Below are 18,543 nucleotides of genomic sequence, written 5' to 3' on the forward strand. Positions count from 1 at the left end.
ATTTGGTTGCATTTGTCGTTAAAGCAGGCATGATGGTGACAACGGTCACACATCATGCACCCCTCTTACCTTCGCAACGGGAGTTACCATGGCTACACGTTCCACCATCATGGACACCAACAGTTTTCGTGCTGAGCACGCCGACGGTCTGGATGCGGCAACCCGCCAGCTCACAGATAAGCGCAGCAAAGTGTTGGGCGAGTCATATCGCCTGTTTTATCGTAAGCCGGTGCATCTGGTGCGCGGTGAAGGGCAGTACCTGTGGGATGCAGCAGGCCATAAATATCTCGATGTGTACAACAACGTGGCGAGTATTGGTCACTGCCATCCGGCGGTGATTGAAGCGGTGAATCAGCAGATGAAGATGTTGAACACCCACACCCGTTATCTGCACGAACGCATTCTGGATTACACCGAAGAGTTGCTGGCGACCACGCCAGACGCCATCGATCGTGCCATGTATATGTGCACCGGTTCAGAAGCCAATGATCTGGCGATCCGCGTGGCGCGTGCTTATAGCGGCGGTACCGGAATTATCGTGTCGCAGGAAGCCTATCACGGCACCAGCGATCTGACGTCTGGCGTCTCTCCGGCATTGGGCAGCGGCCAGCCTCTGGCAGCGACCACGCGTTTGGTATCACCGCCGGATGCCTATCGCGTTAATGCGCCTGATCTCGGTGAATGGTTTGCCAATGAGATTCAAAAGCAGATCGACGATATGAAAGCGCACGGCATCAAGTTTGCTGGCTTCCTCGCGGATTCGATCTTCTCTTCGGACGGTGTGTTACCTAATCCACGGGGCTTCCTACAGAAGGCGGTGGATGTGGTGCACGCCAACGGCGGTATTTTTATTGCTGATGAAGTGCAGCCAGGCTTTGGTCGTACCGGTGATGCGTTCTGGGGCTTTGCGCGTCATGGCGTAGTGCCGGATGTGATTACCACCGGTAAACCCATGGGTAACGGCATTCCTGTTTCGGGCCTGCTGGCGAAGAGTGATGTGCTGGCCGCCTTTAGTGATGATATCCCTTACTTCAATACCTTTGGTGGCAACCCGGTGGCGATGGCCGCAGCTCAAGCGGTGTTGACGGTAATTAAAGAAGAAGGTTTGCAAGAGCATAGCCGTGTCGTGGGTGCCAAGCTGCTCACCGAATTGCAGAAATTGATGGATCGCCATGACAGTATTGGCGATGTGCGTGGCGCAGGCTTGTTTATCGGCTTCGAGTTGGTGCAGGACCGTGCGAGCAAAACGCCAGACAAAGCGCTGGCACTGGACCTCACTGAGAAGCTGCGCGATCACCGCGTGTTGACATCAGTGGCCGGGCCGTATGGCAACGTTCTGAAACTGCGTCCTCCGTTGGCGTTCCAGGAAGCGGACATCGACTGGCTGGTGGGCGCATTGGACAAATCATTGACCGAATTGGGTCGCTAAAGTACCCCGGTCGCCTCAAGCGTTTTCAGGATGTTGAACCGGGTCGCCATCAATGGCGACCCGGCACACATAAGATGTCACCCTGCGTGCGGTGCTTTTCCCAGATTCATCAAATCCTTATCATTACTAAGGCATTGATAACCCTTTTCCCGATCATGATTTTAACTATAATGATCCGACTGCTTACGCGGCACACTGCTAATGTGATGCTGCAAAACACTAAATGGAGAGGAAGAACATGAGTTATTCACTGCCATCCCTGCCTTACGCGTACGACGCACTGGAACCACACTTCGACAAGCAGACGATGGAAATCCATCACTCTAAACACCACCAGGCTTACGTTAACAACGCTAACGCAGCGCTGGAAGGTACTGAATTCGCAAACCTGCCGGTTGAAGAACTGATTGCTAAACTGGATCAGCTGCCAGCAGACAAAAAAGGCCCACTGCGTAACAACGCAGGCGGCCACGCTAACCATAGCTTCTTCTGGAAAGGCCTGAAACTGGGTACCTCCCTGCAGGGCGAACTGAAAGCGGCTATCGAAAAAGATTTCGGTAGCGTTGAAGCTTTCCAGGCTGAGTTTGAGAAAGCTGCTACCACCCGTTTCGGTTCAGGCTGGGCGTGGCTGGTGAAAAAAGGCGACAAACTGGCTGTGGTTTCAACCGCTAACCAGGATAGCCCGCTGATGGGTGAAGCGATTTCTGGCGCATCTGGTGAGCCAATCATCGGTCTGGATGTGTGGGAACACGCTTACTACCTGAAGTATCAGAACAAACGTCCTGATTACATCAAAGCGTTCTGGAACGTGGTGAACTGGGACGAAGCAGCTGCACGCTTCGCTGCTGCTAAGTAAGTTCAGGTACTAACCAACGTATTCAACCGGTGAACGTGTTTCGCCGGTTTTTTCTTTACGATTTCTAAACACTTCTTAAACCACTTCGATATTACCTCTGCTGACAATACCGTTACGGCCGTTATTAACTTGTCGTTGATAATTTGGGGCATACAGTAGCCGCAGTTGATCACACGAAAGTAAAATAATTATGTCTACTATCACTACCCCTGTGACGAATAAAGATTCGTCGGCTTCACTGTTTTTGCCGTTAATTAGCGGAAAAGTCAGGACTGATAAATTGTGGGACAGCAAAATGTTCCGCCTTAAATTTGCTTTAAGGTCTTTCATTTTTCCGGTTACGACTTTTAATTACCTCAATGAGTTAGCAAAACTGCCATTTTTACCGCAGTTGCTGAAAATGCAGGGGTTGCTGCCCGCAAAACCTCATCGTCCTTATCTACGCGCAGGCTTCAGCGTGGTGCAACGTGCAGAGGCACTCCTTGACCATTACACACTGATGGATCAACTGGATAATGCCAAATTGCGCCAGTTACTGCTGAGTCCAGTGTTAAATGTGATTGCCGCATTTAACGGAAAGAACGATGAGGCGTTTGCCATTAATTGCTGTCCTGGTCATTTTGATCGTGAAGGCGAAATAACCCTGACGCTGCATTATCAAACAATGAATATTGCTTCGCTCTCCTTTTCCATTATTCAGGAAAAGGGCAAGCGCACATTATTGATTGGTGGATTGCAGGGGCCACGTAAACACATTTCTAATGATGTGATTCGTGATGCGACCAAGGCCGCGCACGGTGTCTTCCCGAAACGTCTGTTGATGGAAGCAGTGTTTATTCTGGCAGAGCAGTGCGGTGTGCAAGCGATCAGCGCGGTGGGGGACACCACACATGTCTTCCGTAGCCTGCGTTATCGCCACAGCAAGGGTGATAAGTTCTTTGCCAGCTACAGCGAGTTTTGGCTGTCATTGGGGGGAACCGCGGGTGAGGATGGGATGTTTATGTTGCCACTCTGTATGGAACGCAAAAATCTTGAAGAGATTGCCAGCAAGAAACGCGCAGAGTATCGGCGTCGTTATGCGTTGCTGGATACCCTAAACGCACAGGTACTTCAGGCCGCAGGCATCGAACCGATAGTCGCAATCAACGGTGAACGCGACGTATCACACGCCGCGTAAAGGCTTATCAGAACGGCTGCTTCGCATAGCCGGTCATCACCTTCAAACCCATCTCACGTCCGAGCGCGGTCATTGGATGCACCACCACCAAGCCGCGCACGCTCTTCTTAAATGCGCCCATGTTGGCTTGTTCTTTCTTGGTGATCTCACGGCTGAAGCCAAGCTTCTGCAACTGTTGCGCTTCTTTGCTCAGCTTTTCAACGCGCACGCCACGTAGGCGTTCAATTTCCAGCACCAACTTCTCTTTTTCACGCAGCAGCTCGCCGAGTTTTTCGGCATCGCCAGATTCCAGCAGCTGGGGTTCTTTGCGATTCAATGCGTCCAGTTGGTCACTGAGCAGTTTGATCTCGGCTTTTTCTTGTTCTTTCATCAGGGGAAACTCGTTAAGGAAAACAGGCAAAGGATACATCAAATTGGGGCGAATTTGCAGCAGAGCGGGGATTTGCGATGCTGCAAAGTGTAAGGAGGCAGTGAACAGCGCCTTAAATCGCGGGCTTCTTAAATGCCTGCTTGTGCGAGATACGCGATATCAATTCGGTCAGTGAGAGTACCATCGTGGAGCGGACCATTTGCAGATAGCGCTGTTGTTGCATACTGCGCAACGCATCATCATCACGGGTGAAATCCGGTTGTGGCGGCCAGGCAACCACGCAATGCAATTCACCGAACGGGCCCAGGATCTCATCGTCGGTAAAACGATAATCGTTGGTATCGTGATTTAACTCTTCACGCAGCGCCAGCAATAGCTCGCAATCTTCGTATTCATGGCGATTAATCACGCCTAAACCATAAATAAGCTTCAGGCGTACTGAGAGTTCACCCAATGGACCATTGCCCAGCAACAGTGGTTCAACCGCATATTTCACGGCATAGTCGTCTTTGCGAAAAACCTGTAACACCAGCAGGTTCACCGCTTCGGCGAGTAACTCAACGGCGGCGATCAGGAAGCTTCTCACCGATCGACCGGCGTTCAGGCGCTCAAGCACCCGGTTTTCAAAAGCTTGCTTCTCTTCCATTATTGCCTGCATCGTTCAGATACCGCCGACGGGCACAGAAAATGCCGTGCCCGTGTGTGCTATTAAAGGGCGCGCATTATGCCATAGCGTTGTAAGCACTCACCACTGAGGTGACCACTTCGCTATTGGCTTCCAGCCCAGAGATCTCCGCCAGCGTGTCCTGTGGCCCTTTTTCTGCCAGCAGTGTGGCCAATTCTTGTGCCTGCGGATCGGCTTCGCTGCGATAGTGCATCGCGGCCGCAATACCCTGCACCAAATTCGTGTGTGGCAGGTGGTATTCAATGGTTCCCAGCGTGGGCTTGATCAGACGGTCACCCGCGCTCAGTTTACGCAGCGGCTGGCGGCCCACACGCTCTACATCATCTTTCAGGTACGGATTTTCAAAGCGAGTAAGGATTTTCTGGATGTAAGCAGCATGCTTGTCGGCATCAAAGCCATACCGTTTGATCAGCACCGCGCCACTCTCCTGCATCGCACCTTGAACCACCGCACGAACTTTCTCATCCAGAATCGCATCACGGATGGTGGCGTGGCCGGCTAGCTGGCCGAGGTAAGCGGTAATAGCATGACCGGTGTTCAGCGTGAAGAGTTTGCGCTCCACAAACGCCATCAGATTGTCGGTGAGTTCCATGCCGGGAATGTTCGGCAATGCACCTTTGAACTGGGTTTTATCGACAATCCACTCGCTAAAGGTTTCAACGGTCACTTCCAGCGGATCGCTGCTGCCGGCTTCGGAAGGCGGCACGATACGATCCACAGCAGAGTCCACGAAGCCAACGTGCTCTTCAACCCATGCGTGATACTGCTCTGGCAGCGCTTTCAGCACATGCTGTTTCAGCTGGCTGGTGCCGCGCACCATGTTTTCACAAGCAATGATGTTCAGCGGACGGACATTACCGTTATCGCTGCGTTTGGCCAAACCTTTCGCCACACTGCCAGCGATGCGCTCCAAAATCTGCGGGCCAACCGCCGTGGTAACGATATCAACCTCAGCAATCAGCGTGACGATATCGTCGCTGGTGCTGTTCACTGCGCTTACGCCTGTTACGATTTCGACCTTTGCCTGCTCGCCAACTACATGAACCGGATACTCATGACGGGCGTTAAGGGCATCAAGAACCACCTGATTCACATCCGCGAAGACCAGTTCGATACCGGCATCAGCCAGCAACTTACCGATAAAACCGCGGCCGATGTTACCTGCTCCAAAATGTAACGCTTTCATAAATTTGACCCATATCAAATGACGAAAGGGCGGGCAAATCCGCCCCGGATAAGTGGGACGGGCTTGCCCGCCCCAGGGAAGTTAAAACGCGAGTTACGCTTTAGGTGACAACAATTCCAGCACTTCCTGCACGCTGGTGGTGTTCGCCAGCTTCTCAATCACGCTGTCATCATCCAGCGCGTTAGTCAGGCTGGTAATCACCTGGATGTGTTCGTTATTGCGAGCAGCAATACCGATAACCAGGCGAGCCACGTCATCCGCATCTTCACCAAACAGCACACCCGCTGGATACTGGCAGAACACCACGCCAGTTTTCAGCACACGATCTTTGGCTTCCACGGTACCGTGTGGAACGGCAATAGACTCACCCAGATAGGTTGGGGTCAGCTTTTCACGCTCCAGCATCGCTTCAACATATTCTGGCTGTACGTAACCGCCTTTCACCAACTGCTCACCGGCGAAGCGAATCGCCTGCTCTTTGTTGCTGGCACTCAAGCCGAGGAACACGTTGTCCGCGCCCAGTTTGAACAGATGTGAACTGCCGTCGTCATAGCTGTCAGCCAAAGTGGTCTGCACGGTTTCACGATGTGCTTCGCTGCGATTTGCCGCCACCAGACGCTCGGTCAGGTTGCTGTACAGCGCGCTATCCAGGAAGTTGTTCAGTGAAATGTGCTGAGCCTGTGGCGCCTGACGCATGGCGCGCTCGGTCAGATCGCGGTGGGTAATCACCAAATCGACGTCACCCGGCAGCGAGTTAATTGCGCTGTTGGTGACTGAGATGTTGCTTAGACCGGCATCCTGCACTTTCTTACGCAGCACACCTGCACCCATGGCGCTGGAACCCATACCGGCATCACAGGCCACAATGATTTTACGCACGTGAGTGACGTCAACGCTGTTGGCATCGGCAATAACCGGAGAACCGGCAACGGCCTGGCCTTTTGACTGTGCTTTCATATCACGCATGCGCTGAGTCGCGGCTTCGATATCATCATCTTCTTTTACTTTGCTGGTTTTCAGCAGGATAGAAGAGACCACGAAGGAGACAGCAAACGCGGCGACGATGGCAGCGATGTTAGCGAAGTAAGCGCCTTTAGGCGTCATCGCTAATACTGCCAGGATTGAACCTGGAGAAGCAGGAGACACCAGACCACCGTTCAGTACGGTCAGGGTGAACACGCCTGTCATACCACCGAGGATAACCGCCAACAGCAGACGTGGCGCCATCAGTACGTACGGGAAGTAAATTTCGTGGATACCACCAAGGAAGTGGATGATCGCTGCACCGCCAGCAGACTGTTTGGCGCTTCCGCGACCAAAAATCATGTAGGCAACCAGAACGCCCATACCCGGACCTGGGTTAGCTTCAATCAGGAAGAAGATAGATTTACCGGCTTCGCTGGCCTGCTGGATACCCAGTGGCGAGAAGATACCGTGGTTGATGGCGTTATTAAGGAACAGGATTTTCGCCGGTTCAACAAAGATAGAGGTCAATGGCAGCAGGTTGTTCTGCACCATCAGGTTCACGCCAGCCGCAAGGATGTGTGACAGACCTTCAACCAATGGACCGATGCCGATGAACGCCAGCAGCGCCAACAGCATACCGATGATACCGGCTGAGAAGTTGTTAACCAGCATCTCGAAGCCGCTTTTGATCTTGCCATCAACCATACGGTCAAAGGTTTTGATCGCCCAGCCACCCAGTGGACCGGCAATCATCGCGCCGAGGAACATCGGCATATCCGCACCAACGATCACGCCCATGGTGGTGATTGCACCGACCACGCCGCCACGATCGCCGCCGACCAAGCGACCACCGGTGAAACCGATCAACAAGGGCAGCAGGTAAGTGATCATTGGGCCGACAAGCTTCGCCAGCGTTTCGTTTGGAATCCATCCGGTTGGGATGAACAGTGCTGTGATGATACCCCAGGCGATAAACGCACCGATGTTTGGCATCACCATGTTACTCAGAAAGCGACCAAAGCTTTGGACCTTGACCTTCGCTGATGAGGACATAAACCCACCCCTTATTGAGACGCGCTGCAATAAGAGCGCGGTTGTTTTTGTTAAGACTTTTATTGAGCCGTTCCGGCGCGGGCCGTGGCATCACTGTATGCACGCGGACTCTAGCACTAGTTTATTACGCTGCGTAGCATTCGGGTTAAGTGTGATGCAGATCACTATAAATTGGGGTGATGAGGGGGCTATAAGGTGATGTTGATCACACAATTAGGGTGTAAGAAAAGTACGAAGGCTAATTTTTAAGCAAAACAAGGCGATAAATGTGACTTTAGTCACTATTATGGCTGTTCTATTTGTTCCATAAGTGTGATTTGGATCACAAACAATTTTTGGTTGAAAATGCGCCAGATCACACAACGGTGAGGCAGAAAACCGCTCTGTAAGGAAGTGACGAAAAATCTGAAAAAACAGCAGCGATATTAACGGCTGGAGGGGCGACCTTGTGGCCGCCCGCGAAGTTGTGAAAGCCTGAAGTTACAAACCACCCTGCACGGCATTTTGCGCTTGCGTCAGCGCTTGTGCGTTGCTGGAAAGATTGCTCATCAAGGTATTGTACTGCGTGGCCTGTTCTTGGGTCGGGAACTGCACGCCGCCATCGTTGAAGGTCACGCGGGTACCCTGTGATTGCAGATAGTCACCCGTTTGTACCGCAGTCTGACTCAGCGCTTGCAGCTGTGGCAGAAGCGGAATCAAGGTGCCAGCAGGTTGCGTGACCACTTTGGCATAGAGGCTGTCATAAACTTTCTTCAGATCGTCTGGCTGCTTGAGTGTGGCTTTGCTGCTGTCAGCCTGCATCTTCGCGCTCTGAATCTGCTGTGACAGCACACTCAGATTGCCACTTGCCTGGCGCAGGCTGTCGCGACGGGTCAGATAATCTTGAGGCACGCGAATCGCGGCCAGTTCATCAACCACAGGGCGCATGCCTTGTTCAACCGCTTGATTGGCCTGCTGTGAGAAGCCATACAAAATGGCATAGTCGCTGGCGTAGTTACCGAAGGTCTGCTTCTGGTTTTCGCTCAGGCTTGGCAGATGTTCGCCGCTACGCATCGCGGTGTTCTGCAGGAAATCGGTGAAAGCTTTACGCTGATCGCCTTCCTTATCGCCACAGGCGGTAAGTTGCAGCACAACCAGTGCGCTGATCATAAGCATGCCGGTACGCATCCAGATGCGGGATAATCCTGACGCCATGTTGAACTCCTGTTATGGCTAACTAAATTCGATTCGGTGGGAATGGTCCTAAAGGATAGTGCAATGGCCAGGTGTGTACAACGGGTTGAGGCGGGGCAAACTGTGGGAAAAGGCGCACTCTGGTGCGCCGGATAAGGGTAATAAAAGAAATGGGCGATTGCGGGCAGCCCTAAAAGCCGCCAGCACCCAGCTGCATCAGCCTGATTGCACTGATAAGACGCAGGTGCGGTGGCGATTTAGAACACCAGTGCTTGTCCATCCTTTCGGCTTTCAGTGGCGGCAATGTAGAAGCCCTGCGGGTCACGCACAATGGCCTGTGCACCGCCGAAGTTATAGCTCTGCAGCGGATCTTCCACCGTAATCTGGTGACCCATCTCGCGCAGTTTTGCCAGCACATTACGGTCGATGCCCGGTTCAACCACCACTGCGCGACCTTGCTCAACACGCCAGCGCGGTGCATCTATCGCCGCCTGCGGATTCTGCTTGTGCTGCATGATGCGGAGCGCCAGCTGCAGATGTCCCTGCGCCTGCATTGGGCCACCCATCACGCCAAACGACATCAATGGCTGTCCCGCCGCATCCAGCGCAAACGCCGGAATAATGGTGTGGAACGGGCGTTTGCTTCCGGCCACCATATTCGGATGCTGCGGATCGAGTGAGAAGCCGCAGCCGCGGTTCTGCAAGCTGATGCCCGTGCCCGGCACCACCACGCCCGACCCGAAGCCCATATAGTTGGACTGAATAAACGAGACCATCATGCCGCTGGCATCGGCGGTGGAGAGGTAAACGGTGCCGCTCTGCTGCGGGGAGCCGAAGGTAAAATCACCGGCCTGATCGGGATTGATGAGCTGAGCGCGCTGTTTAAGATAGCTGTCGCTGAGCAGCAGCTCCGCCGGGAATTCCAGATGGTCGTAGTCGGTAACGTAGCGATCCAGATCGACTAACGCCAGCTTCATCGCCTCAATGGATAAGTGTAGCCACGGCACGGAATCCGGCGTGTAGCGGCCGATGTCCCACTGCTCGAGAATTCCGAGCGCAATTAAGGTGGCAATGCCCTGACCGTTGGGCGGCAGCTCCTGCACCGAACCGTTGGCAAACGGGCGTGATAGCAGCTCCACCCAGTCGGCACGATGGTTGTTGAGATCGGCCATGCTCAGCGCTGCTCCATGCTGCTCGGCAAACGCCACCATTTTCTCGGCCAGTTCACCACGATAGAAAGCTTCTCCGTTGGTTTCGGCGATTTTCTGTAACGTCGCGGCCTGCGCCGGATTACGGAAAAGCTCACCGGCACGAGGCGGTCGGCCGTCTGGCGCAAAACACTCGATATAGCCCGGCTGAGATTTCAGTTTGTTATAACCGCGCTGCCACAGATGGGCTATCAGCGGCGAAACCGGGAAGCCGTCACGGGCGTATTCGATGGCCGGTTGTGCCAGCGTGGTCAGCGGCAGCGTGGCGAAGCGCTCGGCCAGCGTGACCCAGGCAGAAACGGCACCCGGCACGGTCACCGCTTCCCAACCGATTTCCGGCATGGTGCTCTGTCCGGCAAAGCGTTCGGCATTCCAGCTGGCAGGGGAACGCCCGGAGGCATTTAAGCCGTGCAGTTCTTTGCCATCCCAGATAATGGCAAACGCATCGCTGCCGATGCCGTTGCCAGTGGGTTCCAGCACGGTGAGTGCCATGGCGCTGGCAATCGCGGCATCTACGGCATTACCGCCCTGCTGCAACATGCGCATCCCCGCCTGCGCCGCCAGCGGCTGAGACGTGGCGACCGCATTGCGGCCCATCATCGGGGCGCGGTGCGAGGCATAGCTAACGTTGAAATCCAAATCGCTCATAACGGTTCCTTAATGTGAGTCATTGCGCGGATCAAGCGCATCGCGCAGTCCGTCACCCAGCAGATTGAAGCCCTGCACAGTGAGAAAAATCGCCAGCCCAGGGAAAATCGACATCCATGGCGCCTGTTCCAGATAGCCCTTAGCGGTGTTCAGCATCGCGCCCCATGAAGGTGACGGTGGCTGCTGGCCGAGACCAAGAAATGACAGGCTGGCTTCAGTGATGATGGCTGAAGCAATGGCCAGCGTGGCCTGCACCAGAATCGGTGACAGCACGTTGGGCAGCACATAACGTAGGATGATCCAGCGGTCCGGCAAACCGATGGCACGTGCGCCGTCGATATACTCTTCATGGCGGATGGCGATCACCTGGCCGCGCGTCAGACGAGCAAAAATCGGCATGGCGGAAAGCCCAATGGCGATCATCGCATTCGACAAGCTCGGCCCGAGGAAGGCACCCAACGCGATCGCCAGAATCAGAAACGGGCAGGCGAGCAGCGCTTCAATAAAGCGTGAGATAATGCCATCGCACCAGCCCTGCCAGTAACCGGCAATTAAGCCCAGCGGCACGCCAATCAAAATGGCAATCATCACGGAGATGCAGCCTGCCAGCAGTGAGGTGCGCGCCCCCCAAATTAGACGCGACAGAATATCGCGGCCCAGCTCGTCGGTCCCCAACCAGAACAGCGCGGAGGGCGCTTTGCGCACGGCAAGGAAGTTTGCCTTGATCGGATCGGCCGGTGCCAGCCAAGGGGCCAGCAACGCCACGGCTACAAACAGCAGCACGATCACTGCGCCGATCAGCGCACTCTTATTACGCAGAAATTTCTTCAGCACCCGGCGGTTGGGCTTTGCAACCGCAGGCACTGCGCCTGCTGTTAACACCTCGCTCATGGTTAGCCTCGCATTTTCGGGTTGATTAACAGATAGAGCACATCTGCCAGCAGGTTCAGCAGCAGGAAGCCGATCGCCACCACCAGCACCACGCCCTGTACCACCGCGTAATCACGGTTAAACACCGCATCGACAATCATCTTGCCGAAACCGGGCAGGGTGAAAACCTGCTCGGTTAACACCGCACCGCCCAGCAGCTCACCAAACAGCAACGTGGTGAGCGTGACGATCGGCATCAGCGCGTTACGGAAGGCATGCTTCAGCACCACTTTGGGGGCCAGCAGACCTTTGGCGCGCGCGGTGCGGATGTAATCGGCCTTTAGCACGCTGATCATCGATGCCCGTGTATGGCGCATCAGTGTGGCGGCGAGGCCAGTCCCCAGCACTAAAGCGGGCAGCAGCAGCGTTTTCAGGTTCTGCGCCACATCTTCACTGATGGGTACAAAGCCGGAGGCCGGTAACCATTGCAGATGCACCGAAAACAGCAGGATCAGCAGAATGCCCAGCCAGAAATGCGGCACCGATATGCCGGAGAGCGCGACAAAATTGGTGGTGTGATCGACCCAGGTGTCTTTGCGCACCGCCGCGATAATGCCCATGCTGATGCCAATCCCCAGCGCAATCACCATCGCCAGCAGCGACAGCTCCAGCGTTACCGGCAATTTGCTGGCAATCAGCGAGGTCACCGGCTCTTTGGTGCGCAGTGACATGCCTAAGTCACCCTTCAGCGCATTGCCGATCCACGAGAAATACTGCGTGGGGATCGGATCATCCAGATGGTATTCCGCCCGCAGCTGCGCGATGACCGCTGGATCGCGCTCCTCACCCGCCATCGCCAGCACCGGATCGCCCGGCAGCAGCTTTTGCAGCGCAAACACCATGATGCTCACCAGCAGCAGCGTGGGGATCGCCAGCAGTAAGCGTTTAACAATCAGTTCCAGCATCATCGCTCCTCAGCGGTTTACTGCGCCATGCTCACACCCGCGAGGCGCACCAGACCATCAGGCCAGGCTTTAAAGCCCTGCAGTTTTTTCGTCATGCCAAAGATGCGCGGCTCGAAGTAGAGATAGGCAATCGGCATATCGGTTTGCAGCTGATTCACAACTTTGGTGTAGAGCGCCTGACGCTGCGCCTGATCGTTGGTGAGGCGTGCGGCGTTCAACCACTCATCAACCTTGGCATTGCTATAGCGACCGTCGTTGAGCGTGCCTTTGCTATTGATAAACGAATAGATGCTGCCATCGGGATCGGGACGGCCGGACCAGCCGGATAAGCTGAGCTGGTAATCGCCGCGCTGCTGGCGATCCAGCAAGCTGGCGAACTCACTCATCTGCAAGTTGAGGTTGATGCCCGCTTCACCGACCATCGCCTGAATCACCTGGCCGACCTGCTGTGCCGTTGGGTTGTTGGTGACCAGCAGCGTCAGAGTGAGCGGCGTGGTCACACCCGCCGCCTTCAGCAGCGCTTTGGCTTTTTCCACATCACGTGTGCCGACTGGCGTGTTGACGTGATAGGCACTGACCGGTGAGAACGCCTGATTGGACGGGGTATACAAGCCTTCAAACGCCACCTGATTCAGCGCGTCGCGGTCAATCGCCAGCGAGAAAGCTTCACGGACGCGCGGATCTTTCAGCGGGCTGTTGGCGTCTACCTTGCCGTTATTGATGTTGAAGGTGATGCCCTGATAACCGAGGCCGGTGACCTTGGCCAGCGCCAGCTTGCTGTCGCCCTCTACGGTTTTCACATCACTTGCCGCCACGCCTTCCGTCAGGTCGAGATCGCCTGCGCGCAGGTTGGCGAGTCGCACCGAGGCATCCGGGATCGGCAGGAAAATCACTTTATCGAAGTGATAAGCGCTCTTATTCCAGTAGTTTTCAAAGCGCGTCAGCACGATACGGTCTTGCTGCACGCGGCTGGCAAACTGATACGGACCAGAACAGACCGGATGAGTGACGAAGTCCGGTTTTTTGGCTGCTTCCGGGGCCAGCATCGCGCCGGCACGGTCGGTGAGCTGGCTGAGCAGCGCGGCATCGGGCGTTTTCAGGTGGAACTTCACCTGCATTGGCCCGCTGACTTCCACGCTATCGATGGAAGAAATTTCACTTTTACGCAGCGAACCCGGCAGCGTTAGCGCGCGCTCAATATTGAATTTCACCGCGTTGGCATCAAACTTTTCGCCATCCTGGAAGGTCACGCCCTCGCGCAGGTTCATGGTCAGGGTTTTGCCGTCATCGCTCCAGGCCCAATCGGTTGCCAGGCCGGGCACCACTTTCAGGTTTTCATCCACATCCACCAGGCGGTCGCACATGGCGGCAAACACAAAACGTCCGTAATAGGTGCGCGCCAGATGCGGATCGAGCATGTCCGGGTCGGCACCCAGGCCAATGCGAATCACGCTTTCCGCCTGACTGTGTGCACTGGCACCAAGCAAGAGCAGGCCGCTTAAGGCCGTGAGTAAGGGTAAACGAGCTTTCTTCACAGGCGAATCTCCAGAGGGTTAGGCTTGTTGCTTGACCGCCTGCTCAAACAGCGCGCGGCGACGTAAAAAGGCGGCAGAAGGCGGTGCGAGGGTAATAACGCTACGATCGCGGTTAATTTCCTGCCAGCGATGGCAGGCAATCTGGCGGCCGCCGCTCAGCACTTGGTTAATCGGTTCAAACTGACGGCAATCCGCTGTCGCCCAAGGGCAGCGGGTGTGAAAACGACAGCCTGCAGGCGGATTGGCAGGATTGGGCAGATCGCCCTGCAGCATCGGAATCTGGCGGCTGACACCGGGTTGCATCTGCGGCGCGGAGGCGATCAGCGCTTGGGTATAGGGGTGCAGCGGTGCGTCAAAAATCTCGTCCACGGTGGCGACTTCAACTATCTGTCCGAGGTACATCACCGCCACGCGATCGCTCATATGGCGAATCACTGCCAGACCGTGTGCCACAATGATCATCGTCAGGCCAAACTGCTGTTTCAGACTCTCCAGCAGATTCACCACCTGCGCCTGTACGGAAACGTCTAAGGCGGAAACCGGCTCATCGCCCAGCAGCAATTTGGGTTGGGAGGCGAGGGCGCGGGCGATGCCAATACGCTGACGTTGACCGCCGGAGAACTCGTGCGGATAACGCTCGGCCCAGGCGGCCGGTAAACCCACGGTGCGCAGCAACTCCGCCACGCGAACATGGCGTGCTTCCCGGCTCAGTTTTTCGTGCAGCCACAAGGGCTCGCCGACAATCTGTTGCACCGTCATGCGTGGATTCAGTGAGGCAAAGGGGTCCTGAAAGATGATTTGCATTTCGCGGCGCAGTTGATTCAGGCGTGCGCCGCTGGCATCGGTAATGCTTTCGCCCTGGTAGAGGACTTCCCCGGCACTGGCCGCCAGCAGGCGTAGCAGTAAACGGCCGAGGGTTGATTTACCCGACCCCGATTCGCCAACAATCGCCAGCGTTTCACCCGGCATGACCTGCAACGACACGCGATCCACTGCGGTGACGCCGCGATTGCGCTTAAACAGGCGATTCGGCCCGGCAAAAGTTTTGCTTAAATCGCGGCACTCCAAAATCGGTTTCATGCGATTTCCCCCGGCGTGACGTGCTGTTCCAGCGGCGCGCGGAAACAGGCGACCTGATGATCGGTAGCCAGCGCACGCAGCGCTGGACGGTGGTGATGACAGCGGAGTTCGGCAAAGGGGCAACGGTTGGCAAAACGACAACCTGCGGGCATGTTTTCCGGTAACGGAACTTGGCCAGGAATGGTGGCCAGTGCGCCGCTGCGTGCGCTCAGGCTGGGAATCGACCCCATCAGACCAATGGTGTACGGATGTTGGGGATCGTTGAAAATCGCTTCCACGCTGCCGGTTTCAACCACCTGACCGGCGTACATCACCGCGACGCGCTGCGCGACTTCGGCCACCACGCCCAGGTCGTGGGTGATCATTAATACGGCGGTGCCGGTTTCCTGCTTCAGGGTATTCAGCAGCGCCAAAATCTGTGCCTGAATGGTGACGTCGAGCGCGGTGGTTGGCTCATCGGCAATCAGCAATTTTGGATTGTTAATCAATGCCATGGCGATCATTACACGCTGGCGCATGCCACCAGACAGTTGATGCGGATAGGCTTTCAGGCGCATCTCTGGCGCGGGGATTTGCACTTTTTGCAGGATGGCCAGTGCCGCTTCCATCGCCGTGCGGCGATTAACATGGCGATGGCGCATCACCGCTTCGCTAAGCTGATCGCCGAGGGTAAAGGCCGGGTTGAGCGAGGTCATTGGCTCCTGGAAAATCATCGCCAGCTGATTGCCGCGCAAACTGGCGTAGTCGCTGGCGCTGAGATCGTGCAGGCTGCGCCCGTCGAACAGCATCTCGCCCTGTAAAATTTCAGCACTGGCGGGTTGCAGGCCCATCAATGTGAGTGAGGTGATGCTTTTGCCGCAGCCCGATTCCCCAACCAGCGCCAGCGTTTCTCCGGCATGCAGCGTCAGAGAGATGTCGTCCAATACCGTGACGGGCGAACCGCGAAACTGCACGCGCAGGTTGCGAACGGTAAGCACCGGGTGATCGTTCATGGCGTCTCCTCTTGATGGCTGTACAGTGCTTCAAGCAGCGCCTGTTGCAGCGCCAGTAAGTGTTCGCGCATCGCGGCAGCGGCTTCATGAGGCTGGCGTTGCGCGATGTGATTCACCAAGCGCTGGTGGTGGTCGTCGTAGTTGTTGAGGCGCGCGGGCGTACGCGCCTGCACGCGCAGATGCTGCCAGCCAGGATCGCGGCGCACGGCATCCACGGCATCGAATAACCCCAGCATCAAGCGATTTCCGGCGGCTTCCGCAATGGCACGATGAAAGGCGCTGTCCCACAGTTCGTGCTGGTCGCCATCCTCCGGGGCTGTGATGCCATTCATGCGTTCCAGCAGGCGCTTCATCAGTGCAATCTGCTCTTTGCTGGCGCGCAGGGCGGCCAGTCGCGCCAATCCGGGTTCCAGCTGCAAGCGGGCTTCCATCACCTCCAGCAGGTTCGACTGCTGCGGTAGATCGTGCAGCGCCAGCGGCTGTACCGGTGCCGCCGGGCCAACAAAGGTGCCTTTGCCCTGCTTGCGCCAGATGCGTCCCTCCTCTTCCAGCACATCAAGCGCGCGACGAATCTCACGGCGTCCGACGCCAAAGCGCTCCGCCAGTTCACGCTCGGTAGGCAACGCGCGATCGGGCTGCTGCTCGTGTTGCTGGATCAGTTGGCGCAGTTGCTCCAGAGCAGAACTGGAGTTGCGAGCGTTATCTGACGTGTGACTCATGATTGGTTCGCCTGTTTAATCATCAGTAAAAGATCGGTAATCCCGGATTAACCAGCACTTTTACTGATGAAAGGCTGAGCAATCGGCTTTCTCAGCTTAGGCAAGAAGTGAACCAATATTGGATTGGTTCAAAGATGACAACCACGTGACAGAAATAACCCTTTGAAGAGTAAGTAAAAGTTTTTTCGGGCTTCGTTTAAATCTGAGAGGTGCATCAATATTCGCCCTGGAATGTGCGCTTCATATTGGTGCGCCCGCGCTGCATGACTGTGCAATGAACAAGAGGGTAAGGAAGCCGTTTAACGAAATAGTGTTTAATTTCATTGCGTTGAAAGATTGGCACTTTTTTTGAATGTGTTTAAGCAGATGCAGGAGCGATAGCGGGTAACCGACGTCGCCAGACAATTTGCAATGGGTCACTAGGGTTCCGGTCGAAAGATGCTGGTCCGAGAGTGACCGACCGTCCTCTGACGGTTACACGGCGGGACAAAAGCCCGGGAGGAAAGCGAGATCGTTGCTCGCCGCCTCCTGCTTTTTTTCGCCCGTTAACGCCAGAGGAACCATCATGATCAAAGCCTGCCTTCGCTTGCTGTTGCTTTGCACCGTCGCACTGTTCAGCGTCAATACGCTGGCCGCCGACAAACCCTCCTTCAAGATCTGCTGGTCCATTTATGCGGGCTGGATGCCATGGGATTACGCCCAACAAAGCGGCATCGTGAAAAAATGGGCTGACAAATACGGCATTGATATCCAGTTTGTGCAGGTCAATGACTACATCGAGTCGGTGAATCAGTACACCGCGGGTGGCTTTGACGGCTGCACCATGACCAACATGGATGCGCTGACTATTCCTGCCACCGGCGGCGTGGACAGCACGGCGCTGATTGTTGGCGACTACTCCAATGGCAATGACGGCATTCTGCTGAAAGGCAAAGGCAACATTGCCTCGCTCAAAGGCAAGCCGATCAATCTGGTCGAACTCTCCGTCTCTCACTATCTGCTGGCGCGTGCACTGGAGAAATCCGGCATGAGTGAGAAGGATGTCAAAGTGGTGAACACCGCCGATGCCGATCTGGTGGCAGCGTTTGGCACCTCGGACGTGCACTCTATCGTGACCTGGAACCCGCTGTTGGCCGAAGCTGAAAAACAGCCGGACAGCCATTTAATTTTCTCTTCAGCACAAATTCCTGGCGAAATTCTCGATTTGCTGGTGGTAAATACCGCCACCTTGAAAAAGTATCCGCAGCTGGGCAAGGCGCTGACCGGTGCCTGGTATGAAACCCTGAAAACCATGTCCGGCGCGAGTGACAGCGCCAAAGCTGCCCGCACGCAAATGGCGCAGGCTTCCGGCACCGATCTGGCGGGCTTCGATCAGCAGCTGGCCGCCACTCACTTGTTCAGCGATGCCAAAACCACCCTCGATTTTGTCGACAGCCCGCAGCTGAAAGCCACCATGCAGTTGGTCGCTGAGTTTTCCTTTAAACACGGTTTACTGGGTGAAGCCGCACCGAGTGCCGATGTAGTGGGCGTGGAAACACCAGCAGGCAACTGGGGTGATACCGGCAACCTGAAACTGCGCTTCACCGATGAGTTCACCAAACTGGCCGCCGCTGGCCAGCTGTAAGCGAGAC

Annotated in this window: 16 protein-coding genes and 1 riboswitch; of the genes, 4 read left to right on the plus strand and 12 right to left on the minus strand. The window is 55.6% G+C overall.

Annotation, left to right across the window (positions count from 1 at the left end; all coding sequences use genetic code 11):
- Nucleotides 1–88: 88 nt before the first annotated feature.
- The 3 genes from HA51_RS05785 (at nucleotide 89) to HA51_RS05795 (ending at nucleotide 3,462) form a co-directional block, all read left to right on the plus strand.
- The gene (locus HA51_RS05785; RefSeq protein WP_084933046.1) at nucleotides 89–1,429 is read left to right on the plus strand and encodes an aspartate aminotransferase family protein; all 1,341 of its coding nucleotides are present in this window, start codon (nucleotides 89–91) and stop codon (nucleotides 1,427–1,429) included.
- Nucleotides 1,430–1,667: 238 nt separating this feature from the next.
- Nucleotides 1,668–2,285 carry a superoxide dismutase [Mn] gene (sodA, locus tag HA51_RS05790; RefSeq protein WP_034827730.1) on the plus strand — a complete coding sequence of 206 codons (618 nt, stop codon included), beginning with the start codon at nucleotides 1,668–1,670 and terminating at the stop codon, nucleotides 2,283–2,285.
- Between the two features lie 190 nt (nucleotides 2,286–2,475).
- Complete coding sequence (locus HA51_RS05795; protein WP_084933049.1) at nucleotides 2,476–3,462, plus strand: VirK/YbjX family protein; 987 nt, start codon at nucleotides 2,476–2,478, stop codon at nucleotides 3,460–3,462.
- 7 nt (nucleotides 3,463–3,469) lie between these two features.
- Here HA51_RS05795 and HA51_RS05800 read toward each other — a convergent pair whose 3' ends face one another.
- From HA51_RS05800 to HA51_RS05855, 12 genes are all read right to left on the minus strand, one after another.
- Complete coding sequence (locus HA51_RS05800; protein ID WP_084933051.1) at nucleotides 3,470–3,832, minus strand: YibL family ribosome-associated protein; 363 nt, start codon at nucleotides 3,830–3,832, stop codon at nucleotides 3,470–3,472.
- A gap of 112 nt (nucleotides 3,833–3,944) precedes the next feature.
- Nucleotides 3,945–4,490 (minus strand): mannitol operon repressor MtlR, encoded by a 546-nt coding sequence (gene mtlR, locus HA51_RS05805; protein WP_211282912.1) that lies wholly within the window; start codon nucleotides 4,488–4,490, stop codon nucleotides 3,945–3,947.
- Nucleotides 4,491–4,554: 64 nt separating this feature from the next.
- Nucleotides 4,555–5,703, minus strand: a complete 1,149-nt coding sequence (mtlD, locus tag HA51_RS05810) for a mannitol-1-phosphate 5-dehydrogenase (RefSeq protein ID WP_084933058.1) — start codon at nucleotides 5,701–5,703, stop codon at nucleotides 4,555–4,557.
- Nucleotides 5,704–5,796: 93 nt separating this feature from the next.
- Nucleotides 5,797–7,722, minus strand: coding sequence for a PTS mannitol transporter subunit IICBA (locus HA51_RS05815; RefSeq protein ID WP_084933060.1), 1,926 nt, complete (start codon nucleotides 7,720–7,722; stop codon nucleotides 5,797–5,799).
- A gap of 480 nt (nucleotides 7,723–8,202) precedes the next feature.
- Entirely contained in the window at nucleotides 8,203–8,916 is a 714-nt protein-coding gene (locus HA51_RS05820) for a DUF3053 domain-containing protein (RefSeq protein WP_084933063.1), read from the minus strand.
- A 236-nt stretch (nucleotides 8,917–9,152) separates the two neighbouring features.
- Nucleotides 9,153–10,751, minus strand: a complete 1,599-nt coding sequence (locus tag HA51_RS05825) for a gamma-glutamyltransferase family protein (RefSeq protein WP_084933065.1) — start codon at nucleotides 10,749–10,751, stop codon at nucleotides 9,153–9,155.
- A gap of 9 nt (nucleotides 10,752–10,760) precedes the next feature.
- Entirely contained in the window at nucleotides 10,761–11,642 is an 882-nt protein-coding gene (locus HA51_RS05830) for an ABC transporter permease (protein WP_034827744.1), read from the minus strand.
- 2 nt (nucleotides 11,643–11,644) lie between these two features.
- Entirely contained in the window at nucleotides 11,645–12,586 is a 942-nt protein-coding gene (locus HA51_RS05835; protein WP_034827746.1) for an ABC transporter permease, read from the minus strand.
- A 17-nt stretch (nucleotides 12,587–12,603) separates the two neighbouring features.
- Nucleotides 12,604–14,121 carry an ABC transporter substrate-binding protein gene (locus HA51_RS05840; protein WP_084933068.1) on the minus strand — a complete coding sequence of 506 codons (1,518 nt, stop codon included), beginning with the start codon at nucleotides 14,119–14,121 and terminating at the stop codon, nucleotides 12,604–12,606.
- 18 nt (nucleotides 14,122–14,139) lie between these two features.
- A complete protein-coding gene (locus HA51_RS05845) occupies nucleotides 14,140–15,201 on the minus strand; it encodes an ABC transporter ATP-binding protein (protein ID WP_084933071.1) in 1,062 nt (353 codons plus the stop codon).
- On the minus strand, nucleotides 15,198–16,193 hold the full coding sequence (locus HA51_RS05850) for an ABC transporter ATP-binding protein (protein ID WP_084933073.1): 996 nt from the start codon (nucleotides 16,191–16,193) through the stop codon (nucleotides 15,198–15,200). Before HA51_RS05850 ends, HA51_RS05845 begins: the two co-directional genes overlap by 4 nt.
- Nucleotides 16,190–16,912 (minus strand): FadR/GntR family transcriptional regulator, encoded by a 723-nt coding sequence (locus HA51_RS05855; protein WP_045815028.1) that lies wholly within the window; start codon nucleotides 16,910–16,912, stop codon nucleotides 16,190–16,192. The genes HA51_RS05850 and HA51_RS05855 overlap by 4 nt, the downstream gene beginning before the upstream one ends.
- Nucleotides 16,913–17,320: 408 nt before the next feature.
- Nucleotides 17,321–17,415: riboswitch (guanidine-I (ykkC/yxkD leader) on the plus strand.
- Between the two features lie 62 nt (nucleotides 17,416–17,477).
- On the opposite strand from HA51_RS05855, the gene HA51_RS05860 reads away from it, so the two are divergent.
- On the plus strand, nucleotides 17,478–18,536 hold the full coding sequence (locus tag HA51_RS05860) for a putative urea ABC transporter substrate-binding protein (RefSeq protein ID WP_084933074.1): 1,059 nt from the start codon (nucleotides 17,478–17,480) through the stop codon (nucleotides 18,534–18,536).
- Nucleotides 18,537–18,543 lie beyond the last annotated feature (7 nt).

The organism is Pantoea rwandensis, assembly GCF_002095475.1.
Lineage (GTDB): Bacteria > Pseudomonadota > Gammaproteobacteria > Enterobacterales > Enterobacteriaceae > Pantoea > Pantoea rwandensis.

Bases quoted from the DNA above. Each gene is read 5' to 3' on its own strand.
- mtlD (WP_084933058.1), bottom strand. From the start codon at position 5,703: ATGAAAGCGTTACATTTTGGAGCAGGTAACATCGGCCGCGGTTTTATC.
- HA51_RS05855 (WP_045815028.1), bottom strand. From the start codon at position 16,912: ATGAGTCACACGTCAGATAACGCTCGCAACTCCAGTTCTGCTCTGGAG.
- HA51_RS05830 (WP_034827744.1), bottom strand. From the start codon at position 11,642: ATGAGCGAGGTGTTAACAGCAGGCGCAGTGCCTGCGGTTGCAAAGCCC.
- HA51_RS05800 (WP_084933051.1), bottom strand. From the start codon at position 3,832: ATGAAAGAACAAGAAAAAGCCGAGATCAAACTGCTCAGTGACCAACTG.
- HA51_RS05845 (WP_084933071.1), bottom strand. From the start codon at position 15,201: ATGAAACCGATTTTGGAGTGCCGCGATTTAAGCAAAACTTTTGCCGGG.
- HA51_RS05815 (WP_084933060.1), bottom strand. From the start codon at position 7,722: ATGTCCTCATCAGCGAAGGTCAAGGTCCAAAGCTTTGGTCGCTTTCTG.
- sodA (WP_034827730.1), top strand. From the start codon at position 1,668: ATGAGTTATTCACTGCCATCCCTGCCTTACGCGTACGACGCACTGGAA.
- HA51_RS05820 (WP_084933063.1), bottom strand. From the start codon at position 8,916: ATGGCGTCAGGATTATCCCGCATCTGGATGCGTACCGGCATGCTTATG.
- HA51_RS05785 (WP_084933046.1), top strand. From the start codon at position 89: ATGGCTACACGTTCCACCATCATGGACACCAACAGTTTTCGTGCTGAG.
- mtlR (WP_211282912.1), bottom strand. From the start codon at position 4,490: ATGCAGGCAATAATGGAAGAGAAGCAAGCTTTTGAAAACCGGGTGCTT.
- HA51_RS05860 (WP_084933074.1), top strand. From the start codon at position 17,478: ATGATCAAAGCCTGCCTTCGCTTGCTGTTGCTTTGCACCGTCGCACTG.
- HA51_RS05825 (WP_084933065.1), bottom strand. From the start codon at position 10,751: ATGAGCGATTTGGATTTCAACGTTAGCTATGCCTCGCACCGCGCCCCG.
- HA51_RS05850 (WP_084933073.1), bottom strand. From the start codon at position 16,193: ATGAACGATCACCCGGTGCTTACCGTTCGCAACCTGCGCGTGCAGTTT.
- HA51_RS05795 (WP_084933049.1), top strand. From the start codon at position 2,476: ATGTCTACTATCACTACCCCTGTGACGAATAAAGATTCGTCGGCTTCA.
- HA51_RS05835 (WP_034827746.1), bottom strand. From the start codon at position 12,586: ATGCTGGAACTGATTGTTAAACGCTTACTGCTGGCGATCCCCACGCTG.